The sequence below is a fragment of the Nocardioides panacihumi genome (genome assembly GCF_039530925.1).
In the GTDB taxonomy this organism is placed as follows: domain Bacteria; phylum Actinomycetota; class Actinomycetes; order Propionibacteriales; family Nocardioidaceae; genus Nocardioides; species Nocardioides panacihumi.
Map to the genome: position 1 here is coordinate 218,537 of NZ_BAAAPB010000003.1, position 18,146 is coordinate 236,682.

Here is an 18,146-nt window from a genome sequence, read left to right on the forward strand (position 1 = left end):
CGGCGCATCCTCGCACCAAAATCCACAGCACCCCGCGGCGACGCCGCGGGGTGCTGTGGATTTTGGTGCGAGGATGCGCCGACTCGGCCTCACCAGGGGGACGGGGCGTAGTCCTTGAGGAAGCAGCCGAACAGGTCCTCGCCGGCCTCGCCGCGCACGATCGGGTCGTAGACGCGCGCCGCGCCGTCGACCAGGTCCAGCGGCGCGTGCCAGCCCTCGGCGGCGATGCGCAGCTTCTCGTGGTGGGGTCGCTCGTCGGTGATCCATCCCGTGTCGACGGCCGTCATCAAGATGTTGTCGGTCTCGAACATCTCACCGGCCGACGTGCGCGTGAGCATGTTGAGCGCCGCCTTCGCCATGTTCGTGTGCGGGTGGCCGGCACCCTTGTACCGACGGCTGAACTGGCCCTCCATCGCGGAGACGTTGACCACGTACGCCCGGCGGGCGCCGCGCGCGACGGCGGCCCGCATGGCCGGCCGGAGCCGGGAGACGATCAGGAAGGGTGCGATCGAGTTGCAGAACTGCACCTCGAGCAGCTCCAGTGGGTCGACCTCGTCGACGACCTGGGTCCAGGAGTTGTTGGTCTGCACGTCGGGGATCAGGCCACCGGCGTCCACCGCGGTCCCGGCGAGGTGCGCCTGCAGCGAGGCGCCTCCGGCCTTGAGGGCGAGCGCTGTCATCGTCGCCGCGTTGTGGGCCGCGAGAGCTGAGGCGTTCGACTCGCCGTCGTGGTGTGCGACCGGATGCGCGGTGAGCGCGCCGGCGATCGCGGCCGGGTGCGCCTCGGAGATCCGGTCGAACGTGACCATCTCCGGCAGCTCGCGGTGCCCGTAGAAACCGGGCTCGGGGAGCGGGGCGCTCTCGCCCTCGATGAGGTGCGAGTAGGCGCCCGGCAGGCGGCGTACGGTCTGGCAGGCGTTGTTGACGATGATGTCGAGCGGGCCATCGGCGGCGACGTCGTCGGTCAGTGCGATGACCTGCGTGGGGTCACGCAGGTCGATGCCCACGACCTTGAGCCGGTGCAGCCAGTCGACGCTGTCCTCCATCGCCGCGAAACGGCGCACGGCGTCCTTGGGGAACCGCGTCGTGATGGTCAGGTGGGCGCCGTCGCGCAGGAGGCGCAGCGCGATGTACATCCCGATCTTCGCGCGGCCTCCGGTGAGCAGCGCGCGCTTCCCGGAGAGGTCGGTGCGCTGGTCGCGCTTGACGTGGCTGAGTGCCGCGCAGGCGGGGCACAGCCAGTGGTAGAACGCGTCCACGAGCGTGAAGTCCTGCTTGCAGATGTAGCAGCCCCGCGCCGTCACGAGCTCCCCGGCGAACGCGCCCGGCGCGTTGGACACCAGGGGGATGCCGGCGGTCTCGTCATCGATCCGCACCGGCGAGCCGGTCGCCGTGAGCTCGATGATCGCCTGGTCGTGCGCCTGCTTCTCGAGGCGGATCTCGGCCCGGCGGGACTTCTTCAGCAGCTTCCACATGTACGACGTCGCACGCTTGACCGTCTGGATGTCGGCGTGGTCGGGCGGGAGCTCGTGGAGCTGGCCGAGGACCTCGAGGGTGATCGCGAGCTTGTCGGGGTCGATGCCCGCGGGAGGCGCTGTCGCCAGGGGTGCTGCGGTCGGTTCCACGGCGGTCACCCTAAGCGTGAACCGCCCCGGAACCGTAAGCGTCAGGCGTCCTGCTGCTCCGCTGCCGCGAGCGCGGCGTCGACGTCGAGCTCGACAACGGCGTCGATCACCTGGGCGAGCGCCTCCTTCGGGAGGGCGCCCGGCTGGGAGAACACCAGGTGGCCCTTCTTGAAGGCCATCAGGGTCGGGATCGACGTGATCCGCGCGGCGCCGGCCAGGGCCTGCTCGGCCTCGGTGTCGACCTTGCCGAACACGATGTCGGGGTAGGTCTCAGAGGCGGCGTCGTAGACGGGCGCGAACTGGCGGCACGGGCCGCACCAGGACGCCCAGAAGTCGACCAGGACGATGTCGTTGTCGACGATGGTCTGCTCGAACGTGGCGGCATTGAGTTCCGTGGTGGCCATGTCGGTCCCAACGGCGACGCGCCGCGCCACATTCCCGTGCACGAAGAAGGCACCGCCGACCTGGGAGCGCAGCGGAGCGAAATGGGGGGGTCTTCGCTCCGCCGTGATGCCACCCGGGCCGGCGGGCGGGGACAGTCTGACATGGCGCGGGGTGCCGATCAAACAGGGGTCACGGGGTCGGCGCGTCGAGGACCGGCCCCGACGGGAGCGATCCCATCCGGCATCGCGACCCGCTGCCGGGCAGGCCGGTGGAGTACCCTGTGACCGTGCGGACCACGATCCTGCTTCTTGGTCAGCCGCGCTGACCGAGCCGGGCCCCGACCGGGGCCCCGCGCAGCGCGGCAACCCCTCCCTGTGTGAGGGGTTTTTTCATGCCGAAAAGGGTTCAAGACAGTGGGATTCGACCCAGCCGGATCTGACGAGCGAGAGAAACGAAGATGACGCAGGAACAGACCCAGGACGAGATCGTCTACGACGCCGACGCGCTGCAGGGCAAGTGGCAGCCGGTGTGGGAGCAGCTCGACCAGTTCCGGGCCGGCGTACGTGAGGGAGCCGACAAGCGTTACGCGCTGACGATGTTCCCCTACCCGTCCGGCGACCTGCACATGGGCCACGCCGAGGTCATGGCGCTGCACGACGTCATCGCGCGCTACTGGTGGCACCGCGGCTACGACGTGCTCAACCCGATGGGCTGGGACTCGTTCGGCCTGCCCGCCGAGAACGCGGCGATCCGCAACGACGAGCACCCGGCGACCTACACCTACGCCAACATCGAGACGCAGTTCCACTCGTTCAAGAAGTACGCCGTCTCCTTCGACTGGTCGCGCCGCCTGCACACCTCCGACCCGGAGTACTACCGCTGGACGCAGTGGCTCTTCCTGAAGTTCCGCGAGCGCGGCCTGGCCTACCGCAAGAACTCCCCGGTCAACTGGTGCCCCAACGACCAGACGGTGCTGGCCAACGAGCAGGTGCTGGCCGACGGCACCTGCGAGCGCTGCGGTGCGGTGGTGACCAAGAAGGAGCTGACCCAGTGGTACTTCAAGATCACCGACTTCGCGCAGCGCCTGCTGGACGGCCTGGACACCCTCGAGGGCAGCTGGCCCGAGCGTGTCATCCACTCACAGCGCAACTGGATCGGTCGCTCCGAGGGCGCCCACGTCGACTTCGACATCACGCTGGCGTCCGGTGAGGTCCGGACGGTCACCGTCTTCACGACCCGGCCGGACACGCTGTACGGCGCCACCTTCATGGTCGTCGCGGCCGATGCCGCGCTGGCGTCCGAGATCGTCGCGCCCGGGCAGGCGGACGCCCTGGCTGCGTACGTCGAGGACGTGCGCAAGGCCTCCGACATCGACCGTCTCGCCACCGACCGGCCCAAGACCGGCGTGGACCTGGGCGTCACGGCGACCAACCCGGTCACCGGCGAGCAGGTGCCGGTCTGGGCGGCCGACTACGTGCTGGCCGACTACGGCACCGGCGCGATCATGGCCGTGCCTGCCCACGACCAGCGCGACATCGACTTCGCCCGGGAGTTCGGGCTGCCGGTGCGGCGGGTCATCGACGTGCCCAGCGCCGACAACCCCGAGGAGACCTACGTCGCCACGACCGGTGACGGCGCGTACGTGAACAGTCCGGCGCTGGAGGGTCTGGCCGACAAGTCGTCGGGCATCGCGGCGATCATCGCCCGGCTCGAGGCGGACGGCCGCGGCACCGGCACGGTGAACTTCAGGTTGCGTGACTGGCTGCTCTCGCGGCAGCGGTTCTGGGGCGCGCCGATCCCGATCATCCACTGCGCGGCGTGCGGCGAGGTGCCGGTCCCCGAGGACCAGCTGCCGGTGCGCCTGCCCGACAACATCCGGGGCGCGGACCTGAAGCCGAAGGGCGTCTCGCCGCTGGCCGCGGTGGAGGAGTGGGTCAACGTCGACTGCCCGCAGTGCGGCGGTCCGGCGAAGCGTGACAGCGACACGATGGACACGTTCGTCGACTCCTCGTGGTACTTCCTGCGCTACTGCTCGCCGAGCTACGAGGGCGGTCCGTTCGACGTCGAGGCCGTGCGCGAGTGGGGCCCGGTCGACCAGTACGTCGGCGGCATGGAGCACGCCGTGCTGCACCTGCTGTACGCACGGTTCTTCACCTACGTCCTGCACGACATGGGCATGGTGGACTTCGAGGAGCCCTTCACCAGGCTCATGGGCCAGGGCGTCGTCATCAACCAGGGCAAGAAGATGTCGAAGTCCCTCGGCAACGGCGTGAACCTGGGCGAGCAGATCGACCGCTTCGGCGTCGACGCGGTACGCCTGACGCTGGTCTTCGCCTCCCCGCCGGAGGACAACATCGACTGGGCCGACGTGTCGCCCAGCGGCTCGGTGCGGTTCCTGCAGCGTGCGTGGCGCCTCTCCGGTGACGTGAGGTCGGCGCCGGGCGTGCCCGTCGAAGACGGAGACGTCGCGCTGCGGCGGGTGACGCACAAGACGCTGCACGAGGTCGAGCACCTGATGGAGAGCTACCGGTTCAACGTCGTGGTGGCCCGGACCATGGAGCTCGTCAACGCGACCCGCAAGGCGATCGACTCGGGCTGCGGCGCCGAGGACCCTGCGGTGCGCGAGGCCGCCGAGGCCGTCGCCATCCTGCTGTCCCTGGTCGCGCCCTACACCGCGGAGGAGATGTGGGAGCGGCTGGGCCACGAGCCCACCGTGGCGCGCGCCGGCTGGCCCGCCGTCGACCAGGCGCTGCTGGTCGAGGACACCGTCACCGCCGTCGTCCAGATCGCCGGCAAGGTGAAGGGCCGACTGGAGGTCCCGCCGTCGATCAGCGAGACCGACCTCGAGGCACTGGCGCTGGCTGACGAGGCCGTCGTACGCGCCATCGACGGACGGCAGGTGCGCAAGGTCATCGTGCGGGCGCCCAAGCTGGTCAACATCGTCGTCTGAACCCCCGCGGAACCCGAGCACCACGCGCGTCATCTGGTTGCGGGTGTCGAGCAGGTCGGCGACGGCGGCGTCGAGGTCGTCGGCGGTGACACGGAGGTCGGTCTCGGTCCGATCGGCGGCGATGACCGCTGCGCGGCGCAGCAGCTCCTTGAGGAACGAGGCTGTGACCCCGTCGGTGGCGTCGAGGACCTCGTCGAGCCGAGTCAGGTCGATGTCGAGGCGCCCTCGGTAGAGCTCGACGAGACGGCGACGCGACTCTCGGTCGGGAAGGTCGATGTGAACGGCCTGATCCACCCTGCCCGGCCGTGACGCGAGAGCCGGCTCGAGCAGGTCGGCTCTGTTCGTCGTCAGGAGGAAGACGACGTCGGCGTCGTCGTCAAGGCCGTCCATCTCGTTGAGGAGGGTGAACAGCAGCGAGCCCTCACCCGCGTAGTGATCCCGCTCCTGCGCGATGAGGTCGACGTCCTCGACGACGATCATCGCGGGTTGCAGCGTGCGGGCGATCGAGCATGCGTCCCGGATGCCCATGAGCGTCTCACCGGTGAGCTGGACGATGGTGGTGTCGGTCAGCTCGCCCATCAGGTAGCGGACCGTGTGGGTCTTGCCGACGCCAGGAGGCCCGTAGAGCAGCAGACCGCGCTTGAGATGCTGGCCGGCCGCCCGCAACCGCTCGCTGTTGCGGGCGACGCCGACGACCTGGCGGCGCAGGTCGGCGAACGTGGTCTCGGGCAGGATGAGGTCCGCGTCCGACAGGTGAGGGCGCTCGTGGAACCGGAGCAGCGAGTTTCGCTCGCCGAACATGCTGCGCCCGAAGGACACCACCTGGCCCCGGTAGACGTTGAGCTCGATCGCGAGCTCACGCAGCCGGTCGGCCGCCTCGCGAGCTGTCCGCTCCCCGGTCGCGACGACCTCGAGTCCGACGCCCTCCTGGCCGCTCTCCGGGTCGGCACCGCGCACGAGCAGCACGAGTCGCTCCTCGCCCTCGGTGACCAGGACGACGGCCGCTCGCAGACACTCGCGGGTCGCGCCCCCGGGTCCGCTCGGCAGGCTGACCCTGGTGACGTTCCCGGGCCGAACGCCGTGAAAGTCGAACGGGTCGGCGTTGAGCAGGTCGGAGAGTCCGAACGGCCCGCGGTGTCGGTAGGCGGTCAGGCCGACGAGCTCGTGGCTGCGGGCCGGTTCCGCGAGCCAGCTGTCGAGCGCCGCCTGCACGTTGACATGCTCGTACGGCGCCCACGACTCCTCGACGACCGGCAGCTGGTCTGCCGGCACGCCGAGATGGTCCCCGATGATCGAGCGGAGGGTGGGCCGGTCGGCCGCGCGGGCCTGGGTGACGAACCGCCGGACGAGCGAGCGGCCGTAGCGCCCGACGTCCGCGATCTCGAAGCGGTCCTCGCCGTCGACGTCCGGCGCGACCGCAGGCGTGTAGGCCGTGAAGCTGGCAGAGGCTGGGCGCGGCATGGCGACACCCTAGGGCGAAGCGCAGGGTCCCCGCCCGGGGTTGGCGGCCGGTAGTGTCGCCGCCATGGGGCAGCGCGTCGTGGTCGTCACCGACTCCAGCGCGATGCTTCCTGTCGACGTCGCCGAGGCCCACGGCATCGTCGTGGTGCCGTTGAGGGTCGTGATCGGCGACGACGAGATGGAGGAGGGCGAGCCGGGCACCAGCCCGGAGGAGATCGCCACCGCACTGGCCTCGAGGACAGCCGTGAGCACGTCGAGGCCGGCTCCGGCGGCGCTCGCCTCGCTGTACCAGCGGCTCGCCGACGAGGGCGCCGATGAGATCCTCGCCGTCCACCTGTCCGGCGAGATGAGCGGGACCCTCGAGTCCGCGCAGCTCGCTGCACGGCACGCGCCTGTGCCCGTCGTCGTGGTGGACACGCGCGCCGTGGGGCCCTGCCTGGGGTTCGCCGCGCTGGCGGCCGCCGACGCGATCGCCGGCGGGGCCTCCGCCGCTGAGGCTGGCGAACGCGCGCGGGCGCGGGCGGCGGCGACGACGTCGTACTTCTACGTGGACACGCTCGAGTACCTGCGCCGCGGAGGCCGCATCGGAGCGGCCGCCGCCGTCCTCGGCTCGGCTCTCGCCGTCAAGCCGTTGCTGACGATCGAGGGTGGCCGCGTGGTCGCGCACGAGCGGGTCCGTACGTCGGCCCGAGCGCTCGCGCGTCTCGAGGAGCTCGCCCTCGAAGCGGTCGCCGACGTGCCCCGCGTGGAGGTGGTGGTCGCGCACCTGCGCAACGCAGAGCGGGCCGAGCGTCTCGCCGAGCGCGTGGCCGAGCGTCTCGCCGAACGCCTCGCTGGCGCGGTGCGAGTCGGCGAGCTCGGTGCGGCTCTCGGTGCCCACGTGGGGCCGGGGATGATCGCCGTCTGCGTCTCGCCGGCGCTCTGAGCGGGCCGCTCAGCGTCCCCAGATCAGCAGCGCGACCGCGTCGTCCACAGGCCATCCGCACCTGGATCGGCGGCGTCGGCTCCCGTCCCTAGCGTCGCGGCATGCGTAACCGACCGGACCACCGTGAGGCCGTCGCCCGACGACTCGATCTGCTTCGCGCCGAGCTCGACCCCGACGTCGCGTCGGCCGTCGAGGACGAGCAGTGGTGGGAGACGGCACCCCTCCTCGAGGTGCCGCCGCCCGTGGTCGGCGATCCGGGTCCTCCGCTGGTGCCGGTGCCGGGTCGGCACGCGGCGCGCCGCCGTGCCTCGCCGCAGAGCCTGTTGCGTCAGCGCGTGGCCGCGGCGGTGCCCGAGGCGCTGCACGGCGGGGGCGGAGTCGGGCCCTGGCACCTGACCGTGGTCGCGCTGCTGGTCGCAGCGGCGCTCGCCGTGACGTGCTGGTGGGTGCTCCGAGGCGACCCGAAGGTGACATCGGTGGCCGCAGCGTCCGCCGCGCCCCTGGTCGCGGTGAGCAGCGCTCCGTCGACCCCCGCCGGGCCGACCGCCACCGCGGGGGCGGGTGCGGCCAGCGCCACGGGCGGCTCCGCGACCGTGACGGTGGACATCGCCGGAAAGGTGCGGCACCCCGGCGTGCTCGACCTTCCCACGGGCTCACGGGTCGTGGATGCCATCGCGGCGGCCGGCGGCGCGCGCCCCGGCGCAGACCTGAGCAGCCTCAACCGCGCTCGGGTGCTCGTTGACGGGGAGCAGATCCTCGTCGGTGCTCCGGGGGGACGCGCTGCCTCGGGGGCGGCGGCCGGAGCGCCGTCGGAAGCGGCGGGGGCCACGCCAGGGGGACCCGACGTCCTGGTCGACCTCAACACGGCCACCCTCGACGAGCTCGACACCCTGCCCGGCGTCGGGCCCGTGACGGCGCAGGCGATCCTCGACTACCGCACCCAGCACGGCGGCTTCGGGTCGGTCGACGAGCTTCTCGACGTGGACCGCATCGGCGAGGCGACGCTCAGCAGGATCGCCCCACACGTGACGGTCTAGTGCAGCGGCCCGACCTCCGGCTTCCCGTCATCGGCGCCGCGGCGTGGGCGGGCGGCCTGCTGGCCCCGTTGGCCACCCACGACCCGTGGGCGGGTGCCGGATGCGCAACGGCCGCGGCGGCGGTGCTGGCTGTCCTGGTCGTCCGGCTCCGCCGCGGCCGGCGCCTGACCGTGGTTGCGGCAGCGGTCGTGCTCGCCACGGTCGCGCTCCTCGGCCTCCTCCGCCAACATCAGGTGTCGGACGGCCCGCTGGCGGCGCTGGCCGGCCGGCGGGCCGCCGTAGAGGCGGCGGGGACCGTCGCGTCCGACCCGCAGATCGTGCCGGGCAGGTTCGGGGTCACGGTGATGGTGCGGCTCGATGTCCGGTCGGTCGATGTGGGAGGGACGGTCGTCAGCCTCCGCGCGCCGGTGCTCGTGCTCGGGGGCCAGGAGTGGCGGCGTCTCCCGCTCGGGGCCTCGGTGCGCGTCGCAGGCAGGTTGGGGCCTGCGGACGACCCGGGGGAGTCGGCCGTGATGACGCCTCGTGGCCCGGTGCACGTGGAGAGGCGGCCCAGCATCTGGTGGCGGGGCGCTGCCGCCGTCCGCGCGTCGATCCGCCACGCGGTGGCCGGCCGCCCGCTGGAGCAGAGATCCTTGGTGCCGGCACTGGTCGACGGCGACGACGCCGAGGTGCCCGACGCACTCGCGCAGGAGTTCCGGACCACCGGACTCACCCATCTGCTCGCCGTCTCGGGCACCAACCTGACCCTGGTCGTCGGATTCCTGCTGGTGCTGGCGAGGTGGTGCGGGGTCCGCGGTCGCTGGCTGTACGCCGCCGGAGCGTTCGGCATCGTCGGCTTCGTGCTGCTCGCCAGGACCGAGCCGAGCGTCGTCAGGGCGGCTGCGATGGGCACGATCGGCCTGGTCGCGATGGGTTCGAACGGGCGGCAACGCGCGCTGCGCGGTCTCGGCGCCGCAGTGCTCGGCCTGATGCTTCTCGACCCGGCGCTGGCGACCTCGACGGGCTTCGCGCTCTCCGTGCTCGCGACCGCAGGCATCCTGCTGCTCGGGCCGCCGTGGCGCGACGCGTTGGCGCGCTGGCTGCCACGCCGGCTCGCCGAGGCGTTCGCCGTGCCCATGGCCGCCCAGCTCGCCTGCACGCCGCTCGTGGCCGCGATCTCCGGGCAGGTGAGCCTGGCGGCCGTCGGGGCGAACGTGCTCGCCGAACCGGCCGTCGGCCCCGCGACGGTGCTCGGGCTCGCCGGCGGGCTTCTCGGCCTGGTGTGGGACCCGCTCGGCCGCGGCGCCGGCTTGATGGCCTCGTGGTGTGTGGCCTGGATCGTCCTCGTCGCTCACCGAGGTGCGGCCCTGCCCGTCGCAGGGATCGCGTGGGGCACCGGTGCTCTGGCCCTCCTCGCGCTGACCGTCGGGACGATCGTGGTGGCCCTGCTCGGCCCGCGTCTGGTGAGGCACCGTTGGCTCGCTCTCGGGTCGGCGCTGGTGCTCGTCGTCGTCGTGACCGTGCGGCTCCCGTCGCCGGGGTGGCCGCCGCCCGGCTGGGTGCTGGTGGTCTGCGACGTCGGTCAGGGCGACGCGCTGGCCGTCCGCGCGGGGCCGGGGTCGGCGATCGTCGTCGACGCCGGTCCGGACCCCGAAGCCTCGCGCCGGTGCCTGGACGGGCTGGGCATCAGGTCCGTGCCGCTCCTGGTGTTGACCCACTACCACGCCGACCATGTCGATGGGATCGCGGGCGTGATCGCCGGCCGACGGATCGGAGCGATCGAGACGACGCGACTGGCGGACCCGCCGTTCGGGGTGAGGGAGGTGACGGAGGCTGCCGCCGGGGCGGGCGTCACGGTGAGCCGAGCGGCGTACGGCTCGACCCGGCGGCTCGGAGACGTGACCGTGCAGGTGCTCTGGCCCCTGCCCGACTCGCCGGTGAAGGGGCCCGGCGACGGGTCGACGGCCAACGAGGCGAGCGTGGTGCTGCTCGTCGAGACGCACGGGCTGCGGCTGCTGCTCACCGGCGACGTCGAGCCCGAGGGCCAGGTGGTGCTGGCCCGGCAGCTGCGCGGGTTGCACGTGGACGTGCTCAAGATCCCGCACCACGGCAGCCGCTACCAGGACGAGGGCTGGCTGGTGTCGCTCGAGGCGGCCGTCGCGATCGCGTCGGTCGGAGCGGACAACGACTACGGCCACCCCTCCCGCCGGACCCTCGACCCGCTGGCGAAGGCGGGCGTCGACCTCTACCGCACCGACCAGGACGGCTCGGTCGCGGTCGTCGCGCGCGGGGGTGAGCCCCAGGTGGTCACGCATTGAGCCGACTGTCCCCGGCGTGTGACAAGGTTGCCCTCGATGAGCGGACAGCGAGGCGGGCGGGGCCCGACAGCGGCGGATGTGCTCGGCAGGGTCATCCTGGTGACGGGCAAGGAGGAGTTCCTCGGCGAGCGCACCGTGACGGCGGTCAAGGCGGCCGTGAAGGCCCACGACGCGGACGCCGAGCTCGGCGACGCCCTTGCGGCCGACCTGAGCCTCGCGACGCTCGGCGAGATGGCAGCGCCGTCGCTGTTCTCCAGCGTGCGGTGTGTCGTCGTCCGTGCCTTGGAGAACCTGCCGGACGGGTCCGTCGACGGACTGGTCGGCTACGCACAGGCGCCCGTCGAGGACGTCGCCCTGGTGCTCGTGCACGGCGGCGGACCGAAGGGCAGCGGGCTGCTCGCCAAGTTGCGCAAGCTGCCGGCTGTCACCGAGGTGAAGTCGGAGCCGGTCAAGCCGTGGGACCTGCCGAAGTTCGTCGTCGCCGAGGGCGGGGCGCGCGGCGCCAGGATCGACGGCGAGGCCGCCGGGGCCCTCGTGCAGGCGGTCGGCGAGGACCTGCGGATGCTGGCGTCCGCCGTCGACCAGCTGGTCAGCGACTTCCCGGGCGCCACCATCGGTGAGGCCGAGGTGGCGCAGTACTTCGGCGGCCGCGCCGAGGTGAAGAACTTCGAGATCGCCGATGCGATGCTCGCCGGTCGCCGACTCCAGGCGATGGAGGGCGTGCGCTGGGCGCTCGACTCGGGCACGAGCCCGGTCTACCTGCTCAGCAGTGTGGCCGGTCAGCTGCGCACGCTGGCCAACTACGTCGGCGGCAACCGGAAGAACATCAACCCCTACCAGCTCAAGAAGCTGCCGGCCGTGGCCAGGGGATGGGACGGGGAGTCCCTCGGCGAGGCCATCCGCGCGGTCGCGCGGGCCGACGCCGACCTCAAGGGAGCGGCCAGCGACCCGGCGTACACGCTGGAGCGGCTGGTGCTGACGATCACGGGCCTACGGTCGTAGCCGAGTCGGCGTTAAGTCGCACGAAATCCACAGCACCCCGCAGCCGACGCCGCGGGGTGCTGTGGATTTCGTGCGACTTAACGCCGACTCGGTGCAGGCGCCAACTCGACGAAGCGTCAGAGCGTGGCAGCCTTCTTGGCCATCGCCGACTTGCGGTTGGCGGCCTGGTTCTTGTGGATGACACCCTTCGAGACAGCCTTGTCGAGCTTGCGGGCGGCGTCGCGGCCGGCCACGGTCGCGGCCTCCTTGTCACCGGCCTCGGCGGCCTCGCGGAACTTGCGGACCGCGCTCTTCAGACCGGTCTTGACGGCCTTGTTGCGCTCGTGCGCCTTCTCGTTCTGCTTGTTGCGCTTGATCTGCGACTTGATGTTCGCCATATCGGGCTAGCTGTCCTTCGCGTCAGTGAATTCGGTTCGGGCGCGCTCTCCCGGCCACTCGTGGGATGAGAGGGGAGGGGCCTCGAACACGCAGCTATGAAGGTTACCAGCGGCGGAGGAGACGCCTCAAATCCGAGCCGTGCAGGGCCGACGCTAGATCCAGCCCCGGCGCTCGGCGAGCCACGTCCAGCAGACCTCACCCTGCCACCGCTGCCCCTCGCGCATCCACGGCGAGGTCGTCGGCGAGGGTTCGCGGGCCGACCTCAGGAAGTAGCCGGTGACCAGGGCCAGCACGATGTCGATCGCCTCGGGGTCCACGGCCGACAGCAGCGGGTGCGCGGCGATGTGCGCGTCGACGTCGAGTCCGTCACCTCGGGGTCCGATGAGGAGCAGCAGCGAGTCGATCCAGGCGGCTCCGACGACCGGCCAGTTCCAGTCGCACAGATAGACGTGGCCGTCGTCGGTGATCAGCAGGTTGTCGTCGCGCACGTCGGTGTGCACGAGTGTGTTGCCACGGGTCACCTCGTCGTAGCGCGCGGCCAGCGCGGCGGCATCCTCGGCGTGGGCGACGTTCCCCAGGTCCTCCCAGTACGCCGGGAAGCCGGCGAACTCGTCGGCGAAGCTGTCCAGCCCCATGCCGGGAGGCGGCGTCAGCGCGTGCGCCGTGTCGACGAGCATCGCGCTCGCGGCGGCCAGGTCGTCGGGCGTCCACGGCCGGTGCGGTGCCCGGCCGGCGACGAACTCGATGCCGATCACGACCCAGTCGTCCTCGTCGAGGACCCACTGCAGCCGGGGGGCCCTCACCGACGGCGGCAGCGACCTCAGCTTGCGTGCCTCCAGCCGGTAGGAGTCGGCGAACATCCTCTGCGCCTTCACCGAGGCCGCCTTGACGAAGTGGCGCGAGCCGTCGGCGCAGGTCAGCACGGACGCGAATCCCGGCGTGAAGCCGGAGTCCTGCGACTCCGCCTCCACGACCCGCGAGCCGAGCCGCGTCTCGACCACGCGGCGCACCATGGGCGGCAGGTGCACCCAGTCGAGGCGCCGCGCGGTGCGGCCGTGCGGGATGGTCGTGGGATGCGCCTGGGTCACCCCGACATCTTCGGACACGTGGGCGACCTCGGTGCAAACGACGGGACCGGCGTCGTCGGGCGGCATCTGGGAGGATCGAGCGATCCCGGCGGTTAACGGCACAGACACGGCAGGGGGCGTTGTGAGGGCGGTGGTCGCGGCGCTGGCCGTCTGCGCAGCGGTCTCGCTCGGCGCGTGCGGGAGTCGTACGACGACCGCTGACCCGGACCCGGGACCGACCGTCTCCCCTCGAACGCCCGCGGCGAGTCCCGTCGCACCGTCGCCCACCTCCGCGACGACCCCGCCGAGCACCCCGTCGACAGCCCCGTCGACTGCCCCGTCGACAGCGGTCGCCCCCACCATCACGATCCCGGACCTGCCGACGCCGGACGCCCTGGGTCCGGTCGAGGGTGCCGACGTCAGCTGGCCGCAGTGCCCGAAGGGGATGGGCATCCCGAAGAAGCGTTCGGAGGGTGCGCCGATGCCGCTCGGCTCGGCCCGCTTCGTCGTGCTCGGGCTGACGAACGGGCCCGGCTTCTACCCGAACCCCTGCCTGGCCGACCAGGTCGCCTGGATCCGGCAGCGGCACCTGATGGCCGGCGCCTACTCGGTCGTCAGCTACCCGGAGAAGCGTCAGTTCGCCGAGTTCGGCGACCAGGGACCGTTCGAACCGCGCAGCAGGCTCGGCCGGCTTGCCAACATCGGCTACCAGCAGGCGCTCTTCAACATCCGGACGATGCAGTCGGCCGGGCTCTCGGTGCCCGCCGTCTGGCTCGATGTCGAGCCGGTCACCGGCTTCGACTGGCCACCGGACGTCGAGGCGAACGCCGCGGTCGTGCGCGGCGCGGTCACGGCGTACGCCGACCAGGGCCTGACCGTCGGTGTCTACTCGACCGCCACGCTCTGGCAGCGCGTCGTCGGCGACCTCCGGCTCAGCCTGCCGGAGTGGCGTGCGGCCGGCGAGACGTCACGGGCCGAGGCGCTGCGCAGGTGTGGGCCGGACCAGATGTTCCAGGGCGGCACCGCCGTGCTCACGCAGTGGGTCGACGCTCGCCGCGACGGCTCCCGCGACCGTGACGTGACCTGCCCCGGCGGGTCGACGTACCTGTCCCTTTGGTTCCACCAGTACTGACACGCGACAATGAGCCCATCATGACCGCTCCCACGCCCGGCGCCACCGATCCCGCGATCATCCGCAACTTCTGCATCATCGCGCACATCGACCATGGCAAGTCGACCCTCGCTGACCGCATGCTCCAGCTCACCGGGGTCGTCGACGAGCGGGCGGCACGCGCCCAGTACCTCGACCGGATGGACATCGAGCGCGAGCGCGGCATCACGATCAAGAGCCAGGCGGTCCGGATGCCCTGGACCGCGAGTGCGGGGGAGGACGAGGGCCGCACGTTCGTCCTCAACATGATCGACACCCCCGGGCACGTCGACTTCACCTACGAGGTCTCGCGCTCGCTGGAGGCCTGCGAGGCGGCGATCCTGCTGGTCGACGCCGCCCAGGGCATCGAGGCGCAGACGCTCGCCAACCTCTACCTGGCGATGGGCGCCGACCTGCACATCATCCCGGTGCTCAACAAGATCGACCTGCCCAGCGCCAACCCCGAGAAGTACGCCCTCGAGCTGGCCAACCTCGTCGGGTGCGAGCCGGAGGACGTGCTGCTCGTCAGCGCCAAGACCGGCCTCGGCGTCGAGGCCCTGCTCAACGAGATCGTCAAGCAGACCCCGCCGCCGGTGGGTGACCCGGACGCGCCGGCCCGCGCCCTGATCTTCGACTCGGTCTACGACACCTACCGCGGCGTGGTCACCTACGTCCGGGTGGTCGACGGCAAGCTCAGCCACCGCGACAGGATCAAGATGATGTCGACCGGGGTCGTGCACGAGATGCTCGAGGTCGGCGTGATCAGCCCCGAGCCGGTCAAGGCCGGCGACCTGGGCGTCGGCGAGGTCGGCTACCTGATCACGGGCGTGAAGGACGTGCGTCAGTCCCGCGTCGGTGACACCGTGACCAGTCAGCACCGTGGCGCTGTCGAGCCGCTCGGTCGCTACAAGCATCCCAACCCCATGGTCTACGCGGGTCTCTACCCGATCGACGGCGACCAGTACCCCGATCTGCGCGACGCCCTCGAGCGACTGCAGCTCAACGACGCCTCGCTCACGTTCGAGCCCGAGACCTCCGGTGCCCTGGGCTTCGGGTTCCGCTGCGGCTTCCTCGGCCTGCTCCACATGGAGATCACTCGCGACCGGCTGGAGCGGGAGTTCAACCTCGACCTGATCTCGACCGCGCCGAACGTGGTCTACGAGGTCGTCATGGACGACGGCTCCGAGCTCACCGTGACCAACCCGAGCGAGTATCCCGAGGGCAAGATCGCAGAGGTCAGGGAGCCTGTCGTCAACGCGACGATCCTCAGCCCGAGCGACTACATCGGGACGATCATGGAGCTGTGCCAGACCAAGCGCGGCACGCTGCTCGGCATGGACTACCTCTCCGAGGACCGTGTCGAGATGCGCTACACGCTGCCGATGGGCGAGATCGCCTTCGACTTCTTCGACCAGCTCAAGTCCAAGACCAAGGGCTATGCGTCCCTCAACTACGAGCGCTCCGGCGAGCAGGCCGCCGACCTGGTCAAGGTCGACATCCTGCTGCAGGGTGAGCCGGTCGACGCGTTCTCGGCGATCATCCACCGCGACGCGGCCTACAGCTACGGCGTGATGATGGCCGGCAAGCTCAAGGACCTCATCCCGCGCCAGCAGTTCGAGGTGCCGATCCAGGCCGCCATCGGCGCCCGGGTGATCGCCCGGGAGACCATCCGTGCGATCCGCAAGGACGTGCTCGCCAAGTGCTACGGCGGTGACATCACCCGTAAGCGCAAGCTGCTGGAGAAGCAGAAGGAGGGCAAGAAGCGGATGAAGATGGTCGGCCGCGTCGAGGTCCCCCAGGAGGCGTTCGTCGCCGCCCTGTCCACCTCGCAGCCGGCCGGCGACAAGGCCGCCAAGAAGTGACCTTCAGCGTCCGCCCGGTCGCGGACGACCAGTGGCCGGTCGTGGCCTGGCTGTGGCAGGACTTCCGCCACGACCTCGCGTCCGTCGTCCACGGCTTCCCGTACGCCGACGGGCGCTACCGCCACGAGTGGCTCGACGAGTACCCGTCCCCCGACCGCTGCGGCTACCTCGCCTGGGCACCCCACCCCAACACCGGGGAGGACGCGCCTGTCGGCTTCGCCCTCGTGCGTGGTCTCGACACCACGTCCCGCACCATGCAGGCCTTCTTCGTGGTGCCGGCGGCCCGGCGCGACGGGCTCGGACGCCGGTTCGCGCGCGACGTGATCGGGCGGCACCGAGGTCCGTGGGAGATCCCGTTCCAGCACGACAACGCGGCCGCGACGACCTTCTGGCGCGCCGTGGCCTCGGCGGCGTGGGGCGAGGCCTGGACGGAGACGACCGAGCCGGTCCCCGGCAAGCCGCACGTGCCACCGGACCACTGGATCAGGACGACCTAGCGCCTGTGGCCGTCAGCGCCAGTAGTTGTCGTGCTGACGGTAGAACTCGTCGAGCTCCTCCTCGCTCGGCTCGAACCCGTCCCGCAACGCCAGCAGACCCTCGAAGTAGCCCTCGCGCGGGGCGCCGGGGGTGAAGTGCAGCAGCATCGACGCCGGCTCGCCGGGCACGTTGCGGAAGCCGTGCAGCCCGCCGGGCGGGACGTGCACGAAGTCGCCTGAGCCGGCGATGACCCACTCCCGGCCGTCGTAGATCCTGACCTGTCCGGTGAGGACGTAGAACGACTCCGCGACCGCGCGATGGAAGTGTGGCCCAGGGCCGGTCTCCTCGGGCCCGAACGTCCACCGATAGAGGCCGTAGTCGCCGTCGGTCGACGCCCCGGTCGCGAGGTAGTCGACCCGGACGCCGTTGGGGTAGACGAGGTCGGGCTCGGCGTCGGCCCGGCGCAGCGTCGCGGACGCTTCACCTTCGGTGCCGTCGTAGCGGTCAGCTGGGTAGGGCAGGAACGGCGGGAACGACATGCGGCCAGCCTCGACCGGGGCTGCGGCGGCGTCAACGACCGACGCGCCGCGACGGGAGTCACCTCCCACGACCTAGTCTTCTGGGCGTGATCCCGCCCGGCCTGCAGGCGTACGCCGACCGCGGGGCCGACTGGGCCGCCTGGATCGACGGCCTGCCGGCTGTCGTACGCGACCTGTTGGAGGAGTGGGAGCTCAGCGCCGACGGCGAGGCGACGCACGGCAACACGGCCCTGGTGGTGCCGGTGCGCACCGCCACGGGCGACGCGGCCGTGCTCAAGGTCGGCTGGCCACACCCGGAGGCTGAGCACGAGGCGCTCGCCCTGCAACGGTGGGGCGGCCGCGGCGCCGTACGGCTGCTCCGCGCCGATCCACACCGGTGGGCGATGCTGCTGGAGCGGCTGCAGCCCGAGGACCTGACCGACGTGTGGGACCTGCGGGCCTGCGAGATCGTCGGCGGCCTCTACGGGAGGCTCCACGTGCCGGCTCCTCCGCAGATGCTGACCTTGTCCGCGCAGGCGTCCAGGTGGGCCGACGAGCTCGCTGCGCTCGGAAGGAGCGCGCCGGTGCCGCACCGCCTCGTCGATCAGGCCCGCGCGCTCGCGCGCTCCTTCGCGGCGGACCCGGCGACCGACGGCACCCTGGTCCACACGGACCTGCACTTCGAGAACGTCCTCGCCGCCGGGCGCGAGGACTGGCTGGCCATCGACCCGAAGCCGCTGTCCGGCGATCCGCACTTCGAGCTCGCGCCGATGTTGTGGAACCGCTTCGACGAGCTCGCGGGGCGGGTGCGCCAGGGGATCCGCGACCGCTTCTTCGCGCTGGTCGACGCGGCCGGGCTCGACGAGGACCGGGCGCGTGACTGGGTCGTGGTGCGGATGCTGGTCAACGTCAAGGACGAGCTCGTGGAGAACGGGGCACCGGATCGGGACTGGGTCACGACGATGCTGACGATTGCCAAGGCGGTCCAGGGCTGACGATGCGAGGATGTCGGC

Annotated in this window: 14 protein-coding genes and 1 pseudogene; 9 read left to right on the top strand and 6 right to left on the bottom strand. The window is 71.5% G+C overall.

Translation table 11 applies throughout. The features are described 5' to 3' along the window. Window positions 1-89: 89 nt before the first annotated feature. Entirely contained in the window at window positions 90-1,625 is a 1,536-nt protein-coding gene (locus ABD205_RS15655) for an SDR family NAD(P)-dependent oxidoreductase (protein WP_344046311.1), read from the bottom strand. Window positions 1,626-1,666: 41 nt separating this feature from the next. Beyond that, complete coding sequence (gene trxA, locus ABD205_RS15660; RefSeq protein ID WP_344046313.1) at window positions 1,667-2,029, bottom strand: thioredoxin; 363 nt, start codon at window positions 2,027-2,029, stop codon at window positions 1,667-1,669. Between the two features lie 437 nt (window positions 2,030-2,466). Here trxA and leuS point away from each other — a divergent pair, with 437 nt between their 5' ends. Further along, the gene (gene leuS / locus ABD205_RS15665) at window positions 2,467-4,959 is read left to right on the top strand and encodes a leucine--tRNA ligase (protein ID WP_344046315.1); all 2,493 of its coding nucleotides are present in this window, start codon (window positions 2,467-2,469) and stop codon (window positions 4,957-4,959) included. A gap of 330 nt (window positions 4,960-5,289) precedes the next feature. Here leuS and ABD205_RS15670 read toward each other — a convergent pair. Next, window positions 5,290-6,420 (bottom strand): annotated as a pseudogene (locus ABD205_RS15670) (AAA family ATPase); the annotation flags it as partial. 64 nt (window positions 6,421-6,484) lie between these two features. On the opposite strand from ABD205_RS15670, the gene ABD205_RS15675 reads away from it, so the two are divergent. From ABD205_RS15675 to holA, 4 genes are all read left to right on the top strand, one after another. Then, entirely contained in the window at window positions 6,485-7,345 is an 861-nt protein-coding gene (locus ABD205_RS15675) for a DegV family protein (RefSeq protein ID WP_344046317.1), read from the top strand. Window positions 7,346-7,446: 101 nt separating this feature from the next. Then, a complete protein-coding gene (locus ABD205_RS15680; protein WP_344046319.1) occupies window positions 7,447-8,382 on the top strand; it encodes a ComEA family DNA-binding protein in 936 nt (311 codons plus the stop codon). Beyond that, window positions 8,382-10,679, top strand: coding sequence for a ComEC/Rec2 family competence protein (locus ABD205_RS15685; protein WP_344046321.1), 2,298 nt, complete (start codon window positions 8,382-8,384; stop codon window positions 10,677-10,679). Before ABD205_RS15680 ends, ABD205_RS15685 begins: the two co-directional genes overlap by 1 nt. Before the next feature lie 36 nt (window positions 10,680-10,715). Beyond that, the gene (holA, locus tag ABD205_RS15690) at window positions 10,716-11,681 is read left to right on the top strand and encodes a DNA polymerase III subunit delta (RefSeq protein ID WP_344046323.1); all 966 of its coding nucleotides are present in this window, start codon (window positions 10,716-10,718) and stop codon (window positions 11,679-11,681) included. Window positions 11,682-11,797: 116 nt separating this feature from the next. On the opposite strand, the gene rpsT is transcribed toward holA, so the two are convergent. Further along, a complete protein-coding gene (gene rpsT / locus ABD205_RS15695; RefSeq protein ID WP_344046325.1) occupies window positions 11,798-12,058 on the bottom strand; it encodes a 30S ribosomal protein S20 in 261 nt (86 codons plus the stop codon). A 153-nt stretch (window positions 12,059-12,211) separates the two neighbouring features. Further along, window positions 12,212-13,165: a phosphotransferase family protein gene (locus tag ABD205_RS15700; protein WP_344046327.1), complete on the bottom strand. Its 954-nt coding sequence runs from the start codon at window positions 13,163-13,165 to the stop codon at window positions 12,212-12,214. A 103-nt stretch (window positions 13,166-13,268) separates the two neighbouring features. Here ABD205_RS15700 and ABD205_RS15705 point away from each other — a divergent pair, with 103 nt between their 5' ends. Genes ABD205_RS15705 through ABD205_RS15715 form a run of 3 tightly spaced genes read left to right on the top strand, consistent with a single transcriptional unit; the run spans window position 13,269 to window position 16,635 of the window. Further along, window positions 13,269-14,258 carry a glycoside hydrolase family 25 domain-containing protein gene (locus ABD205_RS15705; RefSeq protein WP_344046329.1) on the top strand — a complete coding sequence of 330 codons (990 nt, stop codon included), beginning with the start codon at window positions 13,269-13,271 and terminating at the stop codon, window positions 14,256-14,258. Between the two features lie 20 nt (window positions 14,259-14,278). Then, complete coding sequence (gene lepA, locus ABD205_RS15710) at window positions 14,279-16,138, top strand: translation elongation factor 4 (RefSeq protein WP_344046331.1); 1,860 nt, start codon at window positions 14,279-14,281, stop codon at window positions 16,136-16,138. Next, window positions 16,135-16,635, top strand: coding sequence for a GNAT family N-acetyltransferase (locus ABD205_RS15715; RefSeq protein ID WP_344046333.1), 501 nt, complete (start codon window positions 16,135-16,137; stop codon window positions 16,633-16,635). The genes lepA and ABD205_RS15715 overlap by 4 nt, the downstream gene beginning before the upstream one ends. A gap of 12 nt (window positions 16,636-16,647) precedes the next feature. Here ABD205_RS15715 and ABD205_RS15720 read toward each other — a convergent pair whose 3' ends face one another. Further along, complete coding sequence (locus ABD205_RS15720) at window positions 16,648-17,154, bottom strand: cupin domain-containing protein (protein ID WP_344046335.1); 507 nt, start codon at window positions 17,152-17,154, stop codon at window positions 16,648-16,650. Window positions 17,155-17,240: 86 nt separating this feature from the next. Here ABD205_RS15720 and ABD205_RS15725 point away from each other — a divergent pair, with 86 nt between their 5' ends. Then, entirely contained in the window at window positions 17,241-18,128 is an 888-nt protein-coding gene (locus ABD205_RS15725; RefSeq protein WP_344046337.1) for an aminoglycoside phosphotransferase family protein, read from the top strand. Window positions 18,129-18,146 lie beyond the last annotated feature (18 nt).